The following is a 17,716-nucleotide window of genomic DNA, read 5'->3' on the forward strand; positions in this document are numbered from 1 at the left end:
TTCCTCTCCTACAGCGGGATGGTGTCATGCTTCTTCCAGTGCGTCGTGACCTGCTTGTTCCGCAGGGATGCGAAGGCCCGGGCGATGCGGCGGCGGGACGAATGCGGCATGATCACCTCGTCGATGAAGCCACGCTCGGCGGCGACGAAGGGGTTGGCGAAGCGCTCCTCGTATTCGGCCGTCCGGGCGGCGGTCTTTTCGGCGTCGGAAAGTTCCGAGCGATAGAGGATTTCAGACGCGCCCTTGGCACCCATCACGGCGATCTCTGCCGTCGGCCAGGCATAGTTGATGTCGGCGCCGATGTGCTTTGACGCCATCACATCGTAGGCGCCGCCATAGGCCTTGCGGGTAATGAGCGTCACCATCGGCACGGTGGCCTCGGAATAGGCAAACAGCAGCTTCGCGCCATGCTTGATCACGCCGCCATATTCCTGGGCGGTGCCAGGAAGGAAACCCGGGACGTCGACCAGAGTCAGGATCGGGATCGAGAAGGCGTCGCAGAAGCGCACGAAACGGGCGCCCTTCCGGGACGAGTCGATGTCGAGGCAGCCGGCGAGCACCATCGGCTGGTTGGCGACAACGCCAACCGTCTGGCCTTCCAGCCGGATGAAGCCGGTGACGATGTTCTTGGCGAACGCCTCCTGGATCTCGAAGAAGTCGCCCTCGTCGGCGATGGCGGTGATCAGCTCCTTCATATTGTAGGGGGTAGCGGCACTGTCCGGGATCAGGCTGTCGAGGCGCATTTCCAGCCGCGAGGGATCGTCGTGGAAGGGGCGCACCGGCGGCCTGTCGCGATTGTTGAGCGGCAGGAAGTCGAACAGCTGGCGCACGGCCTCAAGTGCCTCGATGTCGTTTTCGAAGGCGGCGTCGGCGACGGAGGATTTCTTCGTGTGGGTGGTGGCGCCGCCGAGTTCTTCGGCCGTCACGATCTCGTTTGTCACCGTTTTCACCACGTCCGGTCCCGTGACGAACATGTAGGAGGAGTCGCGCACCATGAAGATGAAATCGGTCATCGCGGGGGAATAGACCGCACCGCCGGCGCAAGGCCCCATAATGACGGAGATCTGCGGGATGACGCCTGAAGCCTCGGCATTGCGGCGAAAAACCTCCGCATAGCCAGCCAGCGACGCAACGCCTTCCTGAATGCGCGCGCCGCCGGAATCGTTGAGGCCGATGACGGGCGCACCGACGCGCGCCGCCATATCCATGATCTTGCAGATCTTCTGCGCATGCGTTTCCGAGAGCGAACCGCCGAGAACGGTAAAATCCTGCGAGAAGACATAGACCTGGCGGCCGTTGATCGTACCCCAGCCGGTCACGACGCCGTCGCCGGCGATCTTCTGCTCCGCCATACCGAAATCAACCGCGCGGTGGGTAACATACATGTCGAACTCCTCGAAGGAGTTCTCGTCGAGCAACACGTCGATCCGCTCGCGGGCGGTCAGCTTGCCCTTGCCGTGCTGGGCCGCGATGCGCTTTTCACCGCCGCCGAGGCGCGCTTCCGCCCGACGTTTTTCCAACTCCTGCAGCACTGCGCGCATGCGTCCTCCCAGATGTCTTTTCGTCTTTGTAGCGGCTTGTGTCGCCGGCGCAAACTCTCGACCGCCGGAGTATGGATATTTGTCGCCGCTTGGCATCCTCGACCTTGGTATCCTTCACGGGCGGATAATCGAGGAAGCGCAAGGACAAGGAGTGTGGCGGATGCAGGCAGTGGTGCTGGAGGAATAGGGCAGGCTTTCGCTGAGGCATAGCGACCTGCCGCTCGAGGTGGCCCTAGGACGTGAAGATCGCGGTTCAGTTGGGGCAAGCAGTCGAGCGGGCTCGGCCGGGCGCCAAGGAAAAACGCGTTCGACGTGAAGCTGGAAATCCGCCTCTCTGACAGCGCTTAGGGATCAAGCGGCGCGGCGGCTGCGGCGTTGGCCGGCGCGCTTCACCGGCACGCGGCCGACCATTTCCTCGGCAAACAGCCGGGCGTTTTCGCGCGCCTTGTCGAGATTGCTGACATGGGCCTCGTCCATCGTGTGCAGCGAGCCTCCGCAATCAAAGACGTCACGAAAGGCTGCTCGTTCGACGATCGGGGTATTGAGGACGTCGACATTGCGCTGCGCCAAGAGACCCTTAACTGCGAGCAGCGCGCGCGTCGTGACCATCGGGTTGACGCGAGTCAGGACGACCGAGTGTGGCACGCGGATGTTCGCTCGCCTTTCCAGGTATTGCAGGAGTTCCAGCACGTTGGCGCCGCCCTGGGCATCCATGGCGCAGCCCTGAATGGGGATCAGCACGTGGTCCGAGAGTCCGATCGCCGTCGCCAGCAGCGACGTGCGCGCGCCCGGAAGATCGACGATGAAGTAATCCGTCGTAAGGCGGGCGTCTGCAATGTTGCGCTCAACGGTGGAGGCGTTGACATAGGAGACGACGGTGAGGCGGTCACTTGTCGACGACAGCTTGTGCCAGCGCGTGATCCATTGCTGCGGGTCGGCGTCGAGGATCGTGACGCGGTAACCCTGCTCTACCAGTTCGGTTGCAAGCAGCAGCACGGCAGTGGTCTTGCCCGCGCCGCCTTTGGTATTGGCAAAGGTAATAACTGGCATGCTTGTCCTCAGAAGCGTGTCCCGACGCGTCATGCTCGTCCACGCACCCTCATGATGCCGTCGAGGCGAAGTCTTTCCAGAACATGGTTAACCAATCATGAACAGCCAGTTGCGCGGCTTGCAAACGGGGAACGGCGCGCCACCGCCTAGCGGTTGAACAGCAGGTCCGGGACGAAGAGCACCACCTGCGGAACAAAGACCAGAAGAAGTGTCACCAATGCAACCGCGATCAGGAGAGGGAACGATTCTCGAGTGTAATCGCCGATCTTGACCTTCAGGATAGAGCAAACCGCATACATGGCGGCGCCGACGGGTGGGGTAAAATTGCCGACGGTAGCGGCGACCACGAAAACAACGCCAAAATGCACCGGATCGCCGCCGAGGTTGCGGATCAGCGGCAGGAAGATCGGCGTCAGCATGATGATCAGCACCGTCGCGTCGATGAAGAAGCCGCAGGCGACAATGAACAGGACGATCAGTACGAGCACGCCGTAGAAGTTGTCGGTGACGGACAGGATCGCGCCGGAGATCAGCTCGGGCACCCGTTCCAGCACGATGCCGTAGCTGAAGATAGCCGACAGCGCGATCAGGAACATGACGGCGCCGACATCTGAGAGGCTGCCTTCCAAGGCTTCGCGGAAGGATGCAGCCGTGAGTTTCCGATAGGCGAGCGCACCGATCAAAATGGCATAAATGACGGCGAAGGCGCCAATTTCCGATGGGGTGAAGATGCCGAACCGAAGTCCGGCGAGCAGGATGATCGGAAACAGGATCGCCCAGATGCCGCCGCGCAAGGCGCCGCCGACCTCGCGAACAGAAGGACGCTGCGTCCGTTGCGCCGGATAATTCCGTTTCCTGGAAACAACGGAAACGGTGAAGGCAAGTGCCGCCCAGAGCAGAAATGCCGGAACGAAGCCTGCCGCAAACAGGCGGCCGATCGAGACCTGGCCGATCGTGCCGTAGATGATGAAACCGAGGCCCGGTGGAATTATGGGCGTCAGGATGGCGCCAAACGACAGGACGCCTGCAGTAAACCCCCTGGACATGCCGCGGCTGATCATCTCGTTGCCGAGCATGCGGCTCTGCATGGCGGCATCGGCTATCGCTGAGCCAGAAACGCCACCCATTAGGCCCGAAAGGGCCAGTGACATCTGCGCCAGCCCTCCTTTCATCCGCCCCGCGATGATCGCGGCCAGATCAAGCAACCGCTCGGTGATTCCGGAGGCGTTCATCAGGTTGCCGGCCATGATGAAGAGCGGAATCGCCAATAACGCGAAGTTCTGCGTGGTCGAGATCGTCTGCTGCAGCGGGATCGTGATGGGCAATTCCGGGTGCTGCAGAAAGAAGACGATGCCGGAGATGCCGATGGCAAACGCAACGGGCATTCCGATCAGCATCAGGACAAGGAAGGCGATGGTGACGAGAAGCATGGCCTACCCTCAAGCGGTGGCGCTGGCAGCGTCGCCGCTGCGGCGAAGATCGATCAGCTTGACGAGTGTCGTCATCGTCAAGAGCAGGGCACCGAACGGCAGGCTCGCGGTGACCCAGGAGTAGCTGATCCACGGGATGCCCTGGAAGCTGCGCGCCCGGCTTGTCCAGGCAAGCTGGGTTCCGTAGATCGCGACGAACAGCAGGAAGGCCAGCAGGATTAGATAGTTGACATAGGTGAGCATCCTTTGGCCGGAGGGCGGCAACCGTTCCTTCAGAAGCTCGATCGACATCAGCGCGTTTCGCCGCCAGGCGATGTCGGCACAGATGAAGCAGGCCCAGGCGAAGAAGCAGGTGGCGAAATCCATGGTCCAGTTGAGAGGGTGGGCGGCCAGACGCGCCAGGCCACCAAGAAAGATCAACAGGACCATCAGGGTCAGGAAGGTCCCGGCCGCCACCGCTTCGAACTTGCCGATCATGTCGTAGATCTTTCGCATCGAACTTCCTGCGGCCGGGACTGCTTTTAGGTGCTAGTTGCCGAGTTCGGCCTGAACGGCGCTCTTGGCGTCGGTGATGCCGAGCGTCTCGTACGCCTTTTCGCCAGCGGCCTTGAAGGCCTCGATGTCAACGTCAGTGACGACCTCCATCCCTTTGGACTGCAGGTCCGCCTTGATCGTCTCTGCCATGTCCTGGATTCTCTGAGACGTCTCGCGGCCGGCTGCGCTGCATTCCTCGACCAGTGCGGTCTGATACTCCGCCGGCAGGCCATTGAACCATTGCGAGCTCACCACCTGAAAGTTGATCAGCATGATGTGCTTGGTTTCGTTGGCGTATTTCAAGACTTCATAGAAGCGTCCGCCGGGGATGTTTGCGTAGACGAGTTCGACACCGTCGATCGCCTGCTGCTGCAGCGCCGGATACATGTCGCCGAAAGCCATGGCCGTCGGTGCCGCTCCAATGGCGCGGATCGATTCCTGCCAGATCGGCGCCGGCGGCGTGCGGATGCGCAGCCCCGCCAGATCATCCGGGGTCCTGATCGGCTTGTTGGTGAAGAAGTGGCGGAAGCCCTGGACCCAGTCGAAGCAGACGACCTTGAGCCCATGTTGTGTCGCCAGCTCCTCTTCCCACTTTTCGACCGTCGGTGACTCGGAGAGCTTCCAGACGTCGTCAAGCGAGCTGACGAAGTAAGGCCCGTTCATGACGGCGATGCTTGGCACATAGTTGCCGAGGCGGGCGGAATCCGTGTTCTGGCCGACATTGGCGCCTTGGCGGATCTGCTCGATGATGTCTTCTTCGACCCCGAGTTGCGCGCTGTGATAGATCTCCATCTTCAGCCCGCCGTTGGTGCGCTCCTCGACGCGCTTCGCCCAATTCATGAAGCCTTCGTGGAAGGGTTCGCTGGGGCCGAGGACGTGATTGAAGCGAAGGGTATAGGTGTCTTGAGCGCCTGCCTGGCCTGCCGTCACGGCAAGACCCACAGCGGCCAGAAGTGGAAGCATTTTCCTTTTCAGATTGCGCATGTATTCCTCCTCCTTGGTGTTTCGACACATCCTCCCCTTGCCGGGGATCTCGTAGCCGGCCCTATCCGACCGGCGCGATGTTACTGACCGAAAGGCGGGGTCAGCCGGTGATGCTCCGCAAGCTCTGCAAACGCGTCACGCGTTGCCGGGTCCAGTGGCACTCCCGTCTGCTCGCGCTCACATGCAACCCGCCATTCCCGGTCTCCGGGAGCCATCACGGTCATACCCTCGCGCGCCGGCGATGTACGCAGGACCTCTACGTAGCGCTGCATTCCCGCCTGAAAGGTCTCTTCGCTCACGAAGGCGCCGGGTTTCAGCGCCAGCACGAAGGCGCCGAGGCCGCGTGGTGTCGAGACATCAGGCCCGTTCATTGGCAGGATGTCAAAGCTTAGCTTCATCCCGGAGAAGACCGCGCTCAAGATCTCCGCAAAGCCTGCAAGGCCTGCGCCCTTGAATCCGAACTCGCCGCCGACCGGCGCCAGCATCTCGACCAGCGAGGGGTCGAGTGTATTGCTGCCGTCCGCTTCAGACGCGACGCCTTCCGGAAGTTGCATGCCAAGGCTTCGGTACAGCTGCACGCGGTTGTAGGGTACGGCGCTGGTCGCCATGTCCAGAAGCCATGGATTGTCACCCGCCACCGGTACGGCAAAGGCTATGGGGTTGGTGCCGTGGAAACGCATCGCGCCGTCGTGAAGCCGCACGAAGCTGTCGGAGTTGCACACCGCAAGCCCAACGAAGCCCCGGCGGGCGGCTTCCATCACATAGGCTCCGGCCGGGCCAAAGTGCGAGCTGTTACGGATGGAGACCGCGCCGATGCCGAATGTCCCTGCAAGCTCCACCGCATGCTCCATGGCGCGGTAAGCGCCGAGTGCGCCATGGCCGTGGTCCGTGTCCAGCGATGCCACGGCGCCGAAGGACTGTACGATGCGCACATTCGGCGTCCGGTTGAGGCGCCCTCCGTTCATCACCTTGACATAGTGGGCGAGGAGTCGGACGCCGTGGCTGTCGACACCGAGACGCGAACCGTGGATCATCGCGCGCGTTGCCGCGTCGGCCGTCGCCTCATCCGCGCCAACTGCAGCAAACACCTCACGGCAGAACCGATCGACTGCCTCGATGGGGACGTGAACCACAGCCTCGCCTGCCGATGGCTTCGTGGATGAGTTCATAGAGTTTGGCCTCCGTCGATAATCAAGATCTGCCCAGTCATGAATGCGGTTTCGTCGCTGGCGAGAAAGACTGCTGCGGCCGCCATTTCCTCGACGGTTCCAAGCCGGCCCATCGGCTGCCGCGACACGAAAGTTTGCGCCATCTCTTGAGGGTCGGGGCTGGCGTCGATGCGGTTCTGCAAGGAGGGGGAAAGGGTGGTGCCGGGGCAGAGGGCATTAACGCGGACCCCGGTGCTGATGAGGTCTCTGGCAGCGGCCTTCGTGAGCCCGATCATCGCCGCCTTGCTGGCGCCGTAGCCAAGCCGGTTCGCGACGCCGGTGATGCTGGAGGCAACGGACGCGACGTTGACGACGGCGCCGCGGCCCCGTTCGACCATCTGCGGCAGAGCCGCCTTCATCGTCCGGAACGCGGAGGTCGCATTCTGCTCCATGCTCCGCTGCCAATCGGTCTCGCTGCAGGTGAGGATGGAGCCGTTCTGAACCCATCCAGCGCAGTTGACGAGGATGTCGAGCGGGCCCGCCTCGTGGATGCGTCTGTGGATCATCTCGGCATCAGTGACGTCTAGCTCAGCGATTTCGATCGGTGCGAAAAGACGCGGCAAGTCCTCCATCTTGGAACGCGTGCGGCTCGTCGCCACGACACTTGCACCTTCCTGAGCGAAGGCAAGCACGATCGCGCGGCCAATGCCCTGGCCGGCGCCTGTTACGAAAGCGCGCTTTCCCTCAAGCCGTCCTGCCATTCGTCCTCCTCCGCGGCCAAGGCTACAACGTCCTGTGTGTACACTAGCCATAACCGCGGGTTTGGCAAGTGCATTTACGGCTTTCCAGTGATGAATAAGCTGTCGGCAAGTTTCGGACCGCGTTTGATGGGGGTCTATGAAGCTGGTAACGTCGCGAGTCCATGGCGGGCGGAGCATCAATGGCTTTGCGGCGTGGGGTAAGAGGTCATATCGAGGGGAGCGGGATGACACCGGCTGAACGGGCTGAGGAAGAGACGGCAAAGAGCTTGGGAGGCACCGTGCCGCGGCTCTACCAGCAGGTTTTCGACATCGTCTCGGCCCAGATCGGGAAGGGCACGCTGCGCGAAGGCGCCCGTCTCAGCGAGACCGGCCTCGCCGCGCAATTTGGCATCAGCCGCGCTCCGGCTCGGCAGGCGCTGGCGGAACTGGAGCGGCGGGGTCTACTGGGGAAGGCGAGTGGCCGCGGCTATCAGGTCAAGCGGCAGAAGGATACTCCTACGGCTGGTGAAGCTCCGGCAGGTCTGCCAGAACGGGAGTTGCGGTTGACGCAGGCGTCCACCTGGTCCCGCATCTACGGGGAGGTCGAAAGCGAAATCGCGGCGCGCACCTCATTTGCCGGCTGGCGCGTCAACGAAACCGAGCTTGCCCGCTATTATCACGTCAGCCGGACCGTCGCGCGAGATGTCGTCGCGCGACTGCAGCAGCGTGGAGTGGTCAGCAAGGATGAACGAGCACGCTGGATCGCACCTGCCATGACGCCGGACCACGTGACGGAGCTCTATGAATTGCGCTGGCTGCTTGAGCCGGTTGCGCTGGAAAAGGCCGCCCCGCATTTACCGCGCGACTTGCTGGCTGCGATGCGCCAACGGCTGGAGGATGCAGCGCGCGACGCGGCCAGTCTCACGGGCCCGGATCTCGATCATCTTGAGGAGGATCTGCATGTGACGCTCCTCGGCTACAGCGGCAACGGCCCGCTGATGCAGGCAATCAGCCTGCCCCAGGCGCTGCTCATCGCCCACCGCTTCCTTTACCGGTGGATGCCTCGACTCTATGGGGCCGAACCCTTCTTGCCGGAGCACCTCGACATCATCAACAAACTGGAGTCGGGAAGCACGGCGGAGGCTGCCGATGCCCTTCGCCGCCACCTTCAGATTTCACGAGAACGGGCCATCGACCGCATACAGCGGGTAACGCGTGAGGTGCGCCCGGATGACCTGCCATATCTCGAGAAATTGGACTGATGCTTCGCCGTTGGGGGCGTCGAGAGTGGCCGGGGCTGCAAGCCCTTGGCCGCTCTCGATCAGGAGCCTCAGATTTCGCCGCGGGACATGTCGATCTCGCGCGCTCGCTCCTCGCGATTGTAGCGAATGGACGACCAGAGCGCGAGGCCGATCAGGCTGGCACCGCCAAGACCCGTGATGACTTCCGGGATGTGGTAGAGCGTTTGTACGTACATAATCACAGATAGGATCAGGATCGCGTAGAAAGCTCCATGCTCAAGGTAGCGGTATTGGGTCAGGGTTTCCTTCTCCACCAGCATGATCGTCATGGAACGCACATACATGGCGCCGATGCCAAGCCCGATGGCAATGATGAAGAGGTTCTGCGTCAGAGCGAAAGCTCCGATCACGCCATCGAAGGAGAAGCTGGCGTCCAGCACTTCGAGGTAGATGAAGGCACCAAGACCACCACGCGCAGCTTCGGTCATCGTCTTCTGCGAGGCATCCAACAAGCCGCCGACCAGCTCAACCGCGAGAAAGGTTAGGAGGCCGTAGATCGCCGACATCACGAAGGTGTCGCCATCTTCGCCCTCAAGCAAGCTGGAGAAAATCAGCACGAGAAGCAGAACGAAGGCGATCTCGATCCCCTTGATGGTGGCGTATCGTGACATGTATTTCTCGAACGCGGAGAACCAGTGGATGTCCTTCTCGTGGTTGAAGAAGTAGGTCAGCCCGACCATCATCAGGAAGGTGCCCCCGAACGCAGCGATGGGCAGATGCGCCTCATGCATGATCCGCGCGTATTCCTCGGGACGGCTGGCGGCCAAGATAATTGCTTCGATCGGTCCGATTCGCGCCGCGATGACGACGATCAGCAGTGGGAAAATGATGCGCATGCCGAAGACGGCGATCAGGATGCCCCAGGTCAGGAAGCGCTTCTGCCAGACCGGGGTCATGTCCTTCAACTTGTTCGCGTTGACGATTGCGTTGTCGAACGAAAGCGAAATTTCCAGCACGGCCAGGACGGCGCAGATGAAGAATACCGTCAGCATACCGCCGACCGTGCCGTGTGTTTGCCATCCGAGGACAAGCCCAAGCGCAAGTCCGACGAAGGTGACGATGAGCGACCACTTGAAGTAGCCGAGGAGAGAGTGGTGCGTTTGTGGCTGGCTCATACCCTTGCCCCCGCAAGCACGGGTGGGCACAAGGTCAGAAGGGCGGCAGTGCTGTGGTCAGCACCGCTGCAGACAGGAAATTGAATCGTCATGTGTTTAAGTCCGCCGGCTCGATTGCAGGCGGTACCGACATCGCGAGAGCGCCGAAAAACTCTCGCCAGAGGGGCCCGGCACCATATTCCGATCCGCATAGCATGATCCACGCGGAGATGATCTTCTAGTTGTTCATTTCTCTCCAGGCGTCAAGGTGGAGAAGCAGCAGAGACCGCTTGGTCGGCCATGCCTCGAGAGAGAATGGCGGCTTCATGACACACTGTCCTTGACGTTTGCGCCGCTGCGGGGCATTTGACGCCTACTTGATGAGCATTGTGCCGCCTGCGGGTGATGCACCACCACAACCGCTCCAGAAGAGAACAACAATGACCAAAGCCACCTCCTCGGCGCCGTCCCAGCGCATGCTTCGTGTTGGCGAACAGGTGCGCGCTGCCATCACTCAGGTGCTCCAGCGCGGCGAAGTGCGTGACGACCTTCTTGAGAAGACGGTCGTATCCGTCTCAGAAGTTCGGATGTCGCCGGACCTCAAGATCGCAACTGCCTACGTCACGCCGTTGGGCGTTCAGGACCACAAGGCCGTGATCGATGCGCTCAACCGCAACGCAAAGTTTATCCGGGGACGGATTGGCGGCCAGTTGCGCCAAATGAAGTACATGCCGGAGGTGCGTTTCCGCGACGACACCAGCTTCGACAATTATCAAAAGATCGACCAGTTGCTGCGTTCGCCCGAGGTCAGCCGTGACCTCGGTACCTCGGCATCCGAAGACGAAGAATAAGAAGGCAGAATGTCCAAACCACGCAAACCCAAGGGCCGCCCCATCTCGGGGTGGCTGATCCTCGACAAGCCGGTCGATTTCGGCTCGACGGAGGCCGTTTCCAAGATCAAGTGGCTGTTCAATGCGCAGAAGTGCGGACATGCGGGCACACTCGATCCACTGGCGTCCGGTATGCTGCCGATCGCGCTCGGCGACGCGACCAAGACAGTCCCGTACGTGATGGACGGCCGCAAGGTCTATGAATTCACCGTCACCTGGGGTGAAGAGCGCCTCACGGACGACCTGGAGGGCGAGGTATCGCAGACCTCCGACAGTCGTCCGACGGAAGACGAGATCCGCAACCTTCTGCCGAACTATACCGGCACGATCAGCCAAGTGCCGCCGCAGTTTTCGGCCATCAAGATCGCGGGCGAACGGGCCTACGATCTCGCTCGTGATGGCGAGACGGTGGAGATCCCCTCGCGTGAGGTGGAGATTCACCGGCTGACGCTGCTCGGTTGTCCGGACGCGAACACGGCGCATTTCGAAGTGGAATGCGGCAAGGGCACCTATGTGCGGGCGCTCGCCCGAGATTTCGGCCGCGATCTCGGCTGTTTCGGGCATATTTCCGCGCTCCGTCGCACCTTCGTGGCACCCTTCGCTGAAGACCGCATGGTCCCGCTGGCCGATCTCATCGCGCTGGAGGCGATCGAGGATCGCGACGAACGCCTGGCGGCGCTCGACGCCCGATTGATGGACACGTCCGAGGCGCTTTCGAGCCTGCCACATCTGGCGATCACGGAAGACCAGGCGCACCGGTTGCGCATGGGCAACCCGATCATTCTCCGCGGTCGTGACGCGCCGTTGGCGGAGGCGGATGCCTATGCTACGGCCCGCGGCAAGCTGGTGGCGATCGGCGAGATCGGTGAGGGCGAGTTCCGGCCGAAGCGGGTGTTCGGCTGAGGGTTCGCCCGCCCCTTCCCTTTGGCAAGGTTATAGAGTATAGGCACCGCCAGCAGGCAAAGCCTATGGCAGCGCATTTGCTCATTCACGGCCATGGCTGGACGACATCCCGGCCCTTGGCGACCCCATGTTCCTCATCAAGAAAGGATCTGTCCGATGTCGATCACTGCTGAGCGCAAGGCTGCGCTGATCAAGGAATACGCAACTGCCGAAGGCGATACCGGGTCTCCGGAAGTCCAGGTCGCGATCCTGACCGAGCGTATCAATAACCTGACCGAGCACTTCAAGGGCCACAAGAAGGACAACCATTCCCGCCGTGGCCTTCTCGCAATGGTTTCCAGCCGCCGCTCGCTTCTTGATTACGTCAAGAAGAAGGACGAGGCCCGTTACACCAAGCTGATCACCAGCCTGGGTATCCGCCGCTAAATTATGATGGCGGGCGTCTCATAAAGGGCGCCCGCCATTCTTATCTTCGGGAAACCGAAGGTCGGCCCGAGGGCCGGAGACTGGCGGACCGGATGGGCCGGCTTCGCCAAATCAACCGCTGACCTGCCATGGGGCAGGATTGCCGGATGCTTTCGCCAGACGCTTGGTCTGGCTCTACGAGAGGGTGGTCGCACCATCCTGTGGGAATGAAAGCCTCCCGTTGTCTTGCCCGTGACACGTCACAGCCAGCGCTTGCGCATGCTGCCCGACCGGCAGCCGCGGCGCTATGAAGGACGAGACATGTTCAATACTCATACTGTTGAGATCGAGTGGGCAGGCCGCCCGCTGAAGCTGGAAACCGGCAAGATCGCGCGTCAGGCCGATGGCGCGGTGCTGGCCACCTACGGCGAAACCGTTGTTCTCGCCACCGTCGTTTCGGCCAAGTCGCCGAAGCCGGGCCAGGACTTCTTCCCGCTGACCGTCAACTACCAGGAAAAGACATATGCTGCCGGTAAGATTCCGGGCGGCTATTTCAAGCGCGAAGGTCGTCCGTCGGAAAAGGAAACTCTGGTTTCCCGCCTGATCGACCGTCCGATCCGCCCGCTCTTCCCGGAAGGCTATAAGAACGACACACAAGTCGTCGTCACCGTTGTCCAGCACGACCTGGAAAACGATCCGGACGTCCTGTCCATGGTTGCCGCGTCGGCAGCGCTGACGCTGTCGGGCGTTCCCTTCATGGGTCCCATCGGCGGCGCGCGCGTTGGATACATCAACGGCGAATACGTGCTGAACCCGCATCTCGACGAGATGGATGAATCGACGCTTGATCTTGTTGTTGCCGGCACTGGCGACGCCGTGCTCATGGTTGAGTCCGAAGCCAAGGAACTGCCGGAAGACGTGATGCTCGGCGCGGTCATGTTCGGCCATCGCGGCTTCCAGCCGGTGATCGACGCGATCATCAAGCTTGCCGAAGTGGCCGCTAAGGAGCCGCGCGAATTCGAGCCGGAAGACAAATCTGCTCTCGAAGCCGAAATGCTGCAGCATTTCGAAGCCGAACTGCGTACCGCCTACAAGAACACGCAGAAGGCAGAGCGCTACGCAGCCGTCGACGCCGTCAAGGCGAAGGTGAAGGCTCACTTTCTGCCGGAAGAAGGCGAAGCGAAGTATTCCGCTGAAGAAGTCGGCACCGTCTTCAAGAGCCTGCAGGCGAAGATTGTCCGCTGGAACATTCTCGACACCAAGAGCCGCATCGACGGCCGCGATCTGGAGACTGTCCGTCCGATTGTATCGGAAGTAGGAATCCTGCCGCGCACCCACGGTTCGGCGCTCTTCACCCGCGGCGAGACCCAGGCGATCGTTGTCGCGACCCTCGGTACCGGCGAAGACGAGCAGTATGTCGACAGCCTGACCGGCATGTACAAGGAACGCTTCCTGCTGCACTACAACTTCCCGCCCTATTCGGTCGGTGAAACGGGCCGCATGGGCTCTCCGGGCCGCCGCGAAATCGGTCACGGCAAGCTCGCATGGCGCGCCATCCGTCCGATGCTGCCCTCGGCTGAACAGTTCCCGTACACGCTGCGCGTTGTCTCCGAGATCACCGAGTCGAACGGCTCGTCCTCTATGGCAACCGTTTGCGGCACCTCGCTTGCCCTCATGGATGCAGGCGTTCCGCTCGCAAAGCCAGTGGCCGGTATCGCCATGGGCCTGATCCTCGAAGGCGATCGCTTTGCGGTTCTCTCCGACATCCTCGGCGACGAAGACCACCTCGGCGACATGGACTTCAAGGTCGCGGGTACTGCCGACGGCATCACCTCGCTGCAGATGGACATCAAGATCGCCGGCATCACCGAGGAGATCATGAAGGTCGCACTCGGCCAGGCTCAAGGCGGTCGCAAGCACATCCTCGGCGAAATGGCCAATGCCATCACCGAAGGTCGCGCACAACTCGGTGAGTTTGCTCCGCGTATCGAAGTGATGAACATTCCGGTCGACAAGATCCGTGAAGTCATCGGTTCGGGCGGCAAGGTCATCCGCGAGATCGTCGAAAAGACTGGCGCCAAGATCAACATCGATGACGACGGTACCATCAAGATCGCTTCCTCCTCCGGCAAGGAAATTGAGGCGGCTCGCAAGTGGATCCACTCCATCGTTGCCGAGCCGGAAGTCGGCGCCATCTACGAAGGCACGGTCGTCAAGACCGCCGACTTCGGCGCCTTCGTCAACTTCTTCGGCGCCCGTGACGGTCTGGTCCACATCTCGCAGCTCGCTTCCGAGCGTGTTGCAAAAACCCAGGACGTCGTCAAGGAAGGCGACAAGGTCTGGGTCAAGCTGATGGGCTTCGACGAGCGTGGCAAGGTTCGCCTGTCGATGAAGGTTGTCGACCAGGCCACCGGCCAGGAGATCGTCCAGGAGAAGAAGAAGTCGGAAGACGGCGAAGCCGCCGAGTAATCCGGTCTCTTTCCGAGATTAGAGGCGCGGGATCCAACTCCCGCGCCTTTTCTATATCTACCGCCGAAGGTGAGGCACCATGAGCCGCGACGCATTGAAGACCCTGTTCCACCCGTTCAACATCGGCTCCGTCCCGCTGCCCGAAGTGTCCGAGCGCATCCTCTTTCTGGGCGCCGAAGGCGGTCATACGCTGCCGGAGGGGTTTGAAGGTGAGATCTCCGCCGTTCAGCCCTTCCGCCCGCTGTTCCGGACGCTGAAGGACGGGGCGACACCGCTTGCCGAGGGTGAGCACTACGACATGGCGCTGGTGCTGTGCGGCAAGCATCGCGGCGAGAACGAGGACCGCGTCGCCGAGGCGCTGCAGCGCACTCGCACAGGCAGTGTGATCGTCGTTGCCGGCGGCAAGGAAGACGGTATCCAGACGCTACGCACCACGCTGCTGAAGCTCGGTATCGGGCTCGACTACACACCGAAGTATCACGGCGTGGCGATCTGGTTCGGCCGCCCGGAGAATGCTGAAGCTGCCATCAAGGCGCTGAAGAAGGCAACGGTTGAGGTGGAGGGACGGTTCGAAGCCGCACCCGGCATCTTTTCCCATGACCGTGTTGATCCCGGCTCCGAGCTCCTGGCGAGCCGCCTGCCGGCGGACTTCGACGGAAATGCCGCAGACTTCGGGGCAGGCTGGGGCTATCTCAGCGTAATGCTTGCGGAGAAGGCGCCGCGCACGAACCGGATCGACCTTTTCGAGGCCGATTACCGAGCGCTGGAGTTCGCCAAGGCCAACGTTGCGCGCAACTGCCCAGACCTCAACGCCCGCTTCTTCTGGCAGGACCTTGCGGCTGAGCCGCCGAAGGAGAAGTACGACCTCGTGATCATGAACCCGCCTTTCCACGAGGCGCAGGCGGCGGATCCGGAGTTGGGCAAGGCCATGATCCGCACGGCGGCAGCGGCGCTGAGGAGCGGCGGCCGGCTGATGCTCGTGGCCAACCGCGGGCTGCCCTACGAGCCGGTGCTGGCGAACGAGTTCAAGGAGAGCGGCGAAACCTGCCGCAATGCCCGGTTCAAGGTCTTGTGGGCGCGGAGGTAGACCACCAAATATTCGAGAAGCAAAAGGCCGCTCAGGTGCGTATGAGCGGCCTTTCTACGTTGGAGGAATGAGATCTTTATTCCACGTCCGCCTTGCGCAACCGCTCGAGCGTCGGCAGGGAGGTGATGTTGTAGCCGGCGTCCACGTAGTGGATCTCGCCGGTCACGCCGCGCGAGAGGTCCGACAGGAGATAGAGAGCCGAACCGCCGATATCCTCGATGGTTGCGGTGCGGCGCAGCGGGGCGTTCTTCTGGTTCCAGGAATACATGGCGCGGGCGTCCGAGATCCCGGCCCCGGCAAGCGTGCGTACCGGGCCGGCTGAGATCGCGTTGACGCGGATGTCCTGCGGGCCGTAATCGGCCGCCAGATAGCGGACGGACGCTTCGAGTGCCGCCTTTGCGACGCCCATGACATTGTAGTTCGGGATCACACGGGTCGAGCCGCCATAGGTGAGCGTCAGCATGGAGCCGCCCTCGTTCATCAGGTCGGCGGCGCGCTTGGCGACCTCGGTGAACGAGAAGCAGGAGATCACCATGGTGCGCGAGAAGTTGTCGCGCGTGGTGTTGGCGTAAAGGCCCTTCAGCTCGTTCTTGTCCGAAAATCCGATCGCGTGGACGATGAAGTCGAGCTTGCCCCAGCGTTCCTTGATGGCGTCGAACGCGGCGTCAACGGTCTCGATGTTTTCAACGTCGCACGGCAGGAGGAAGCCGGGACCCAGTTCCGCCGCCAGCGGCTTGACCCGCTTGCCCAGCGCTTCGCCCTGATAGGTGAAGGCCAGTTCCGCACCGTGGGCGGCGAGGGTCTTTGCAATTCCCCAGGCAATGGAGTGATTGTTGGCGACCCCCATGATCAGGCCGCGCTTCCCCTGCATGATCCCCGTCATAAACTCTTATCCGTTCAAGCGCTGAAAGACGAGCGTGGCGTTGGTGCCGCCGAACCCGAAGGAATTGGACAATATGGTATCGATCTTCGCGTCGTCGATGCGCTTGCGGACGATCGGCACGCCTTCGAATTCAGGATCGAGCGTCTGGATGTGTGCGCTCTCGCCGATGAACTTCTCCTGCATCATCAGGAGGCCGTAGATCGACTCCTGCACGCCGGCCGCGCCGAGCGAGTGGCCCGTCAGCGACTTCGTCGACTGGATGTGCGGGATCTTATCGCCGAAGACCTCGCGGATCGCGCCGATCTCTTTGGAGTCGCCAACCGGAGTCGAAGTGCCGTGGGTATTGATGTAGTCGACATCGCCTTTGACGGTCGAAAGTGCCTGGCGCATGCAGCGGATCGCGCCTTCGCCGGACGGGGCAACCATGTCGTAGCCGTCCGAGGTTGCACCGTAACCGACGATCTCGGCATAAATCTTGGCGCCGCGCGCCTTGGCGTGCTCCAGCTCCTCGAGAACGAGGACGCCCGCGCCGCCGGCAATCACGAAGCCGTCGCGGTCGACGTCATAAGCGCGCGAGGCGCTTGCCGGAGCATCGTTGTACTTGCTCGACATGGCGCCCATGGCGTCGAAGAGGTTCGACATCGTCCAGTCGAGGTCTTCGTGGCCGCCGGCGAACATGATGTCCTGCTTGCCCCACTGGATCATCTCCGCAGCATTGCCGATGCAGTGCGCCGAGGTGGAGCAGGCCGAAGAAATCGAATAGTTCACGCCATGGATCTTGAACCAGGTTGCGAGCGTTGCCGACGCCGTCGACGACATTGCCTTCGGAACGGCGAAGGGACCGATGCGCTTCGGGCTGCCGTTCTTGATTGTGATGTCGGCGGCTTCGATCAGCGTGCGCGTCGAAGGACCACCAGAGCCCATGATGATGCCGGTGCGCTCGTTCTGGCTGTAGTCCTTCTCGTCGAGACCGGAATCGGCGATCGCCTGCTTCATGGCGACGTGGTTCCAGGCGCCGCCCTGGCTAAGGAAGCGCATCGCGCGCCGGTCGACGAGATCCGTCGGATCGAGATCAGGCCGTCCCCAGACCTGGCAGCGGAAGCCGTGATCGGCGAAATCCTGCGAGAAGGAGATGCCGGACTTTGCCTGGCGGAGAGATTCGGTGACTTGGGTAGCGTCGTTTCCGATGGAGGACACGATGCCGAGACCCGTGACAACAACCCGTCTCATCTTGATGACCTTTTCTGCTTGATGCCG

At 61.9% G+C, this 17,716-nt stretch carries 16 protein-coding genes; 6 read left to right on the plus strand and 10 right to left on the minus strand.

Annotated elements, in window-relative coordinates; translation table 11 throughout:
- Positions 1-8 precede the first annotated feature (8 nt).
- From LXM96_RS09570 to LXM96_RS09600, 7 genes are all read right to left on the minus strand, one after another.
- Positions 9-1,541 carry an acyl-CoA carboxylase subunit beta gene (locus tag LXM96_RS09570; protein WP_239998259.1) on the minus strand — a complete coding sequence of 511 codons (1,533 nt, stop codon included), beginning with the start codon at positions 1,539-1,541 and terminating at the stop codon, positions 9-11.
- A gap of 351 nt (positions 1,542-1,892) precedes the next feature.
- Positions 1,893-2,591 carry a ParA family protein gene (locus tag LXM96_RS09575; RefSeq protein WP_239998260.1) on the minus strand — a complete coding sequence of 233 codons (699 nt, stop codon included), beginning with the start codon at positions 2,589-2,591 and terminating at the stop codon, positions 1,893-1,895.
- 146 nt (positions 2,592-2,737) lie between these two features.
- The gene (locus tag LXM96_RS09580) at positions 2,738-4,021 is read right to left on the minus strand and encodes a TRAP transporter large permease (RefSeq protein WP_239998261.1); all 1,284 of its coding nucleotides are present in this window, start codon (positions 4,019-4,021) and stop codon (positions 2,738-2,740) included.
- A 9-nt stretch (positions 4,022-4,030) separates the two neighbouring features.
- Entirely contained in the window at positions 4,031-4,516 is a 486-nt protein-coding gene (locus LXM96_RS09585) for a TRAP transporter small permease (protein WP_239998262.1), read from the minus strand.
- A 33-nt stretch (positions 4,517-4,549) separates the two neighbouring features.
- Complete coding sequence (locus LXM96_RS09590; protein WP_239998263.1) at positions 4,550-5,539, minus strand: C4-dicarboxylate TRAP transporter substrate-binding protein; 990 nt, start codon at positions 5,537-5,539, stop codon at positions 4,550-4,552.
- 80 nt (positions 5,540-5,619) lie between these two features.
- On the minus strand, positions 5,620-6,708 hold the full coding sequence (locus tag LXM96_RS09595; protein ID WP_239998264.1) for an Ldh family oxidoreductase: 1,089 nt from the start codon (positions 6,706-6,708) through the stop codon (positions 5,620-5,622).
- Positions 6,705-7,448: an SDR family oxidoreductase gene (locus tag LXM96_RS09600; protein ID WP_239998265.1), complete on the minus strand. Its 744-nt coding sequence runs from the start codon at positions 7,446-7,448 to the stop codon at positions 6,705-6,707. The genes LXM96_RS09595 and LXM96_RS09600 overlap by 4 nt, the downstream gene beginning before the upstream one ends.
- Positions 7,449-7,672: 224 nt before the next feature.
- Between LXM96_RS09600 and LXM96_RS09605 the strand changes: the two genes are divergently transcribed.
- Positions 7,673-8,689 carry a GntR family transcriptional regulator gene (locus LXM96_RS09605; protein WP_239998266.1) on the plus strand — a complete coding sequence of 339 codons (1,017 nt, stop codon included), beginning with the start codon at positions 7,673-7,675 and terminating at the stop codon, positions 8,687-8,689.
- A 68-nt stretch (positions 8,690-8,757) separates the two neighbouring features.
- Here LXM96_RS09605 and LXM96_RS09610 read toward each other — a convergent pair whose 3' ends face one another.
- Positions 8,758-9,843 (minus strand): DUF475 domain-containing protein, encoded by a 1,086-nt coding sequence (locus tag LXM96_RS09610; protein ID WP_239998267.1) that lies wholly within the window; start codon positions 9,841-9,843, stop codon positions 8,758-8,760.
- A gap of 419 nt (positions 9,844-10,262) precedes the next feature.
- On the opposite strand from LXM96_RS09610, the gene rbfA reads away from it, so the two are divergent.
- The 5 genes from rbfA to LXM96_RS09635 all read left to right on the plus strand — a co-directional run bounded on the left by rbfA (position 10,263) and on the right by LXM96_RS09635 (position 15,576).
- Positions 10,263-10,673 carry a 30S ribosome-binding factor RbfA gene (rbfA, locus tag LXM96_RS09615; protein ID WP_239998268.1) on the plus strand — a complete coding sequence of 137 codons (411 nt, stop codon included), beginning with the start codon at positions 10,263-10,265 and terminating at the stop codon, positions 10,671-10,673.
- Between the two features lie 9 nt (positions 10,674-10,682).
- A complete protein-coding gene (truB, locus tag LXM96_RS09620) occupies positions 10,683-11,615 on the plus strand; it encodes a tRNA pseudouridine(55) synthase TruB (RefSeq protein WP_239998269.1) in 933 nt (310 codons plus the stop codon).
- Between the two features lie 156 nt (positions 11,616-11,771).
- Positions 11,772-12,041, plus strand: a complete 270-nt coding sequence (rpsO, locus tag LXM96_RS09625) for a 30S ribosomal protein S15 (RefSeq protein ID WP_239998270.1) — start codon at positions 11,772-11,774, stop codon at positions 12,039-12,041.
- Between the two features lie 300 nt (positions 12,042-12,341).
- The gene (pnp, locus tag LXM96_RS09630; protein WP_239998271.1) at positions 12,342-14,489 is read left to right on the plus strand and encodes a polyribonucleotide nucleotidyltransferase; all 2,148 of its coding nucleotides are present in this window, start codon (positions 12,342-12,344) and stop codon (positions 14,487-14,489) included.
- 79 nt (positions 14,490-14,568) lie between these two features.
- Positions 14,569-15,576 carry a class I SAM-dependent methyltransferase gene (locus LXM96_RS09635; protein ID WP_239998272.1) on the plus strand — a complete coding sequence of 336 codons (1,008 nt, stop codon included), beginning with the start codon at positions 14,569-14,571 and terminating at the stop codon, positions 15,574-15,576.
- A 76-nt stretch (positions 15,577-15,652) separates the two neighbouring features.
- On the opposite strand, the gene fabI is transcribed toward LXM96_RS09635, so the two are convergent.
- Both fabI and fabB read right to left on the minus strand, forming a co-directional pair.
- Entirely contained in the window at positions 15,653-16,459 is an 807-nt protein-coding gene (gene fabI, locus LXM96_RS09640) for an enoyl-ACP reductase FabI (protein ID WP_239998273.1), read from the minus strand.
- 6 nt (positions 16,460-16,465) lie between these two features.
- A complete protein-coding gene (gene fabB / locus LXM96_RS09645) occupies positions 16,466-17,689 on the minus strand; it encodes a beta-ketoacyl-ACP synthase I (protein WP_239998274.1) in 1,224 nt (407 codons plus the stop codon).
- Positions 17,690-17,716: the final 27 nt, after the last annotated feature.

Source organism: Rhizobium halophilum, from assembly GCF_021648825.1.
GTDB lineage: Bacteria > Pseudomonadota > Alphaproteobacteria > Rhizobiales > Rhizobiaceae > Neorhizobium > Neorhizobium halophilum.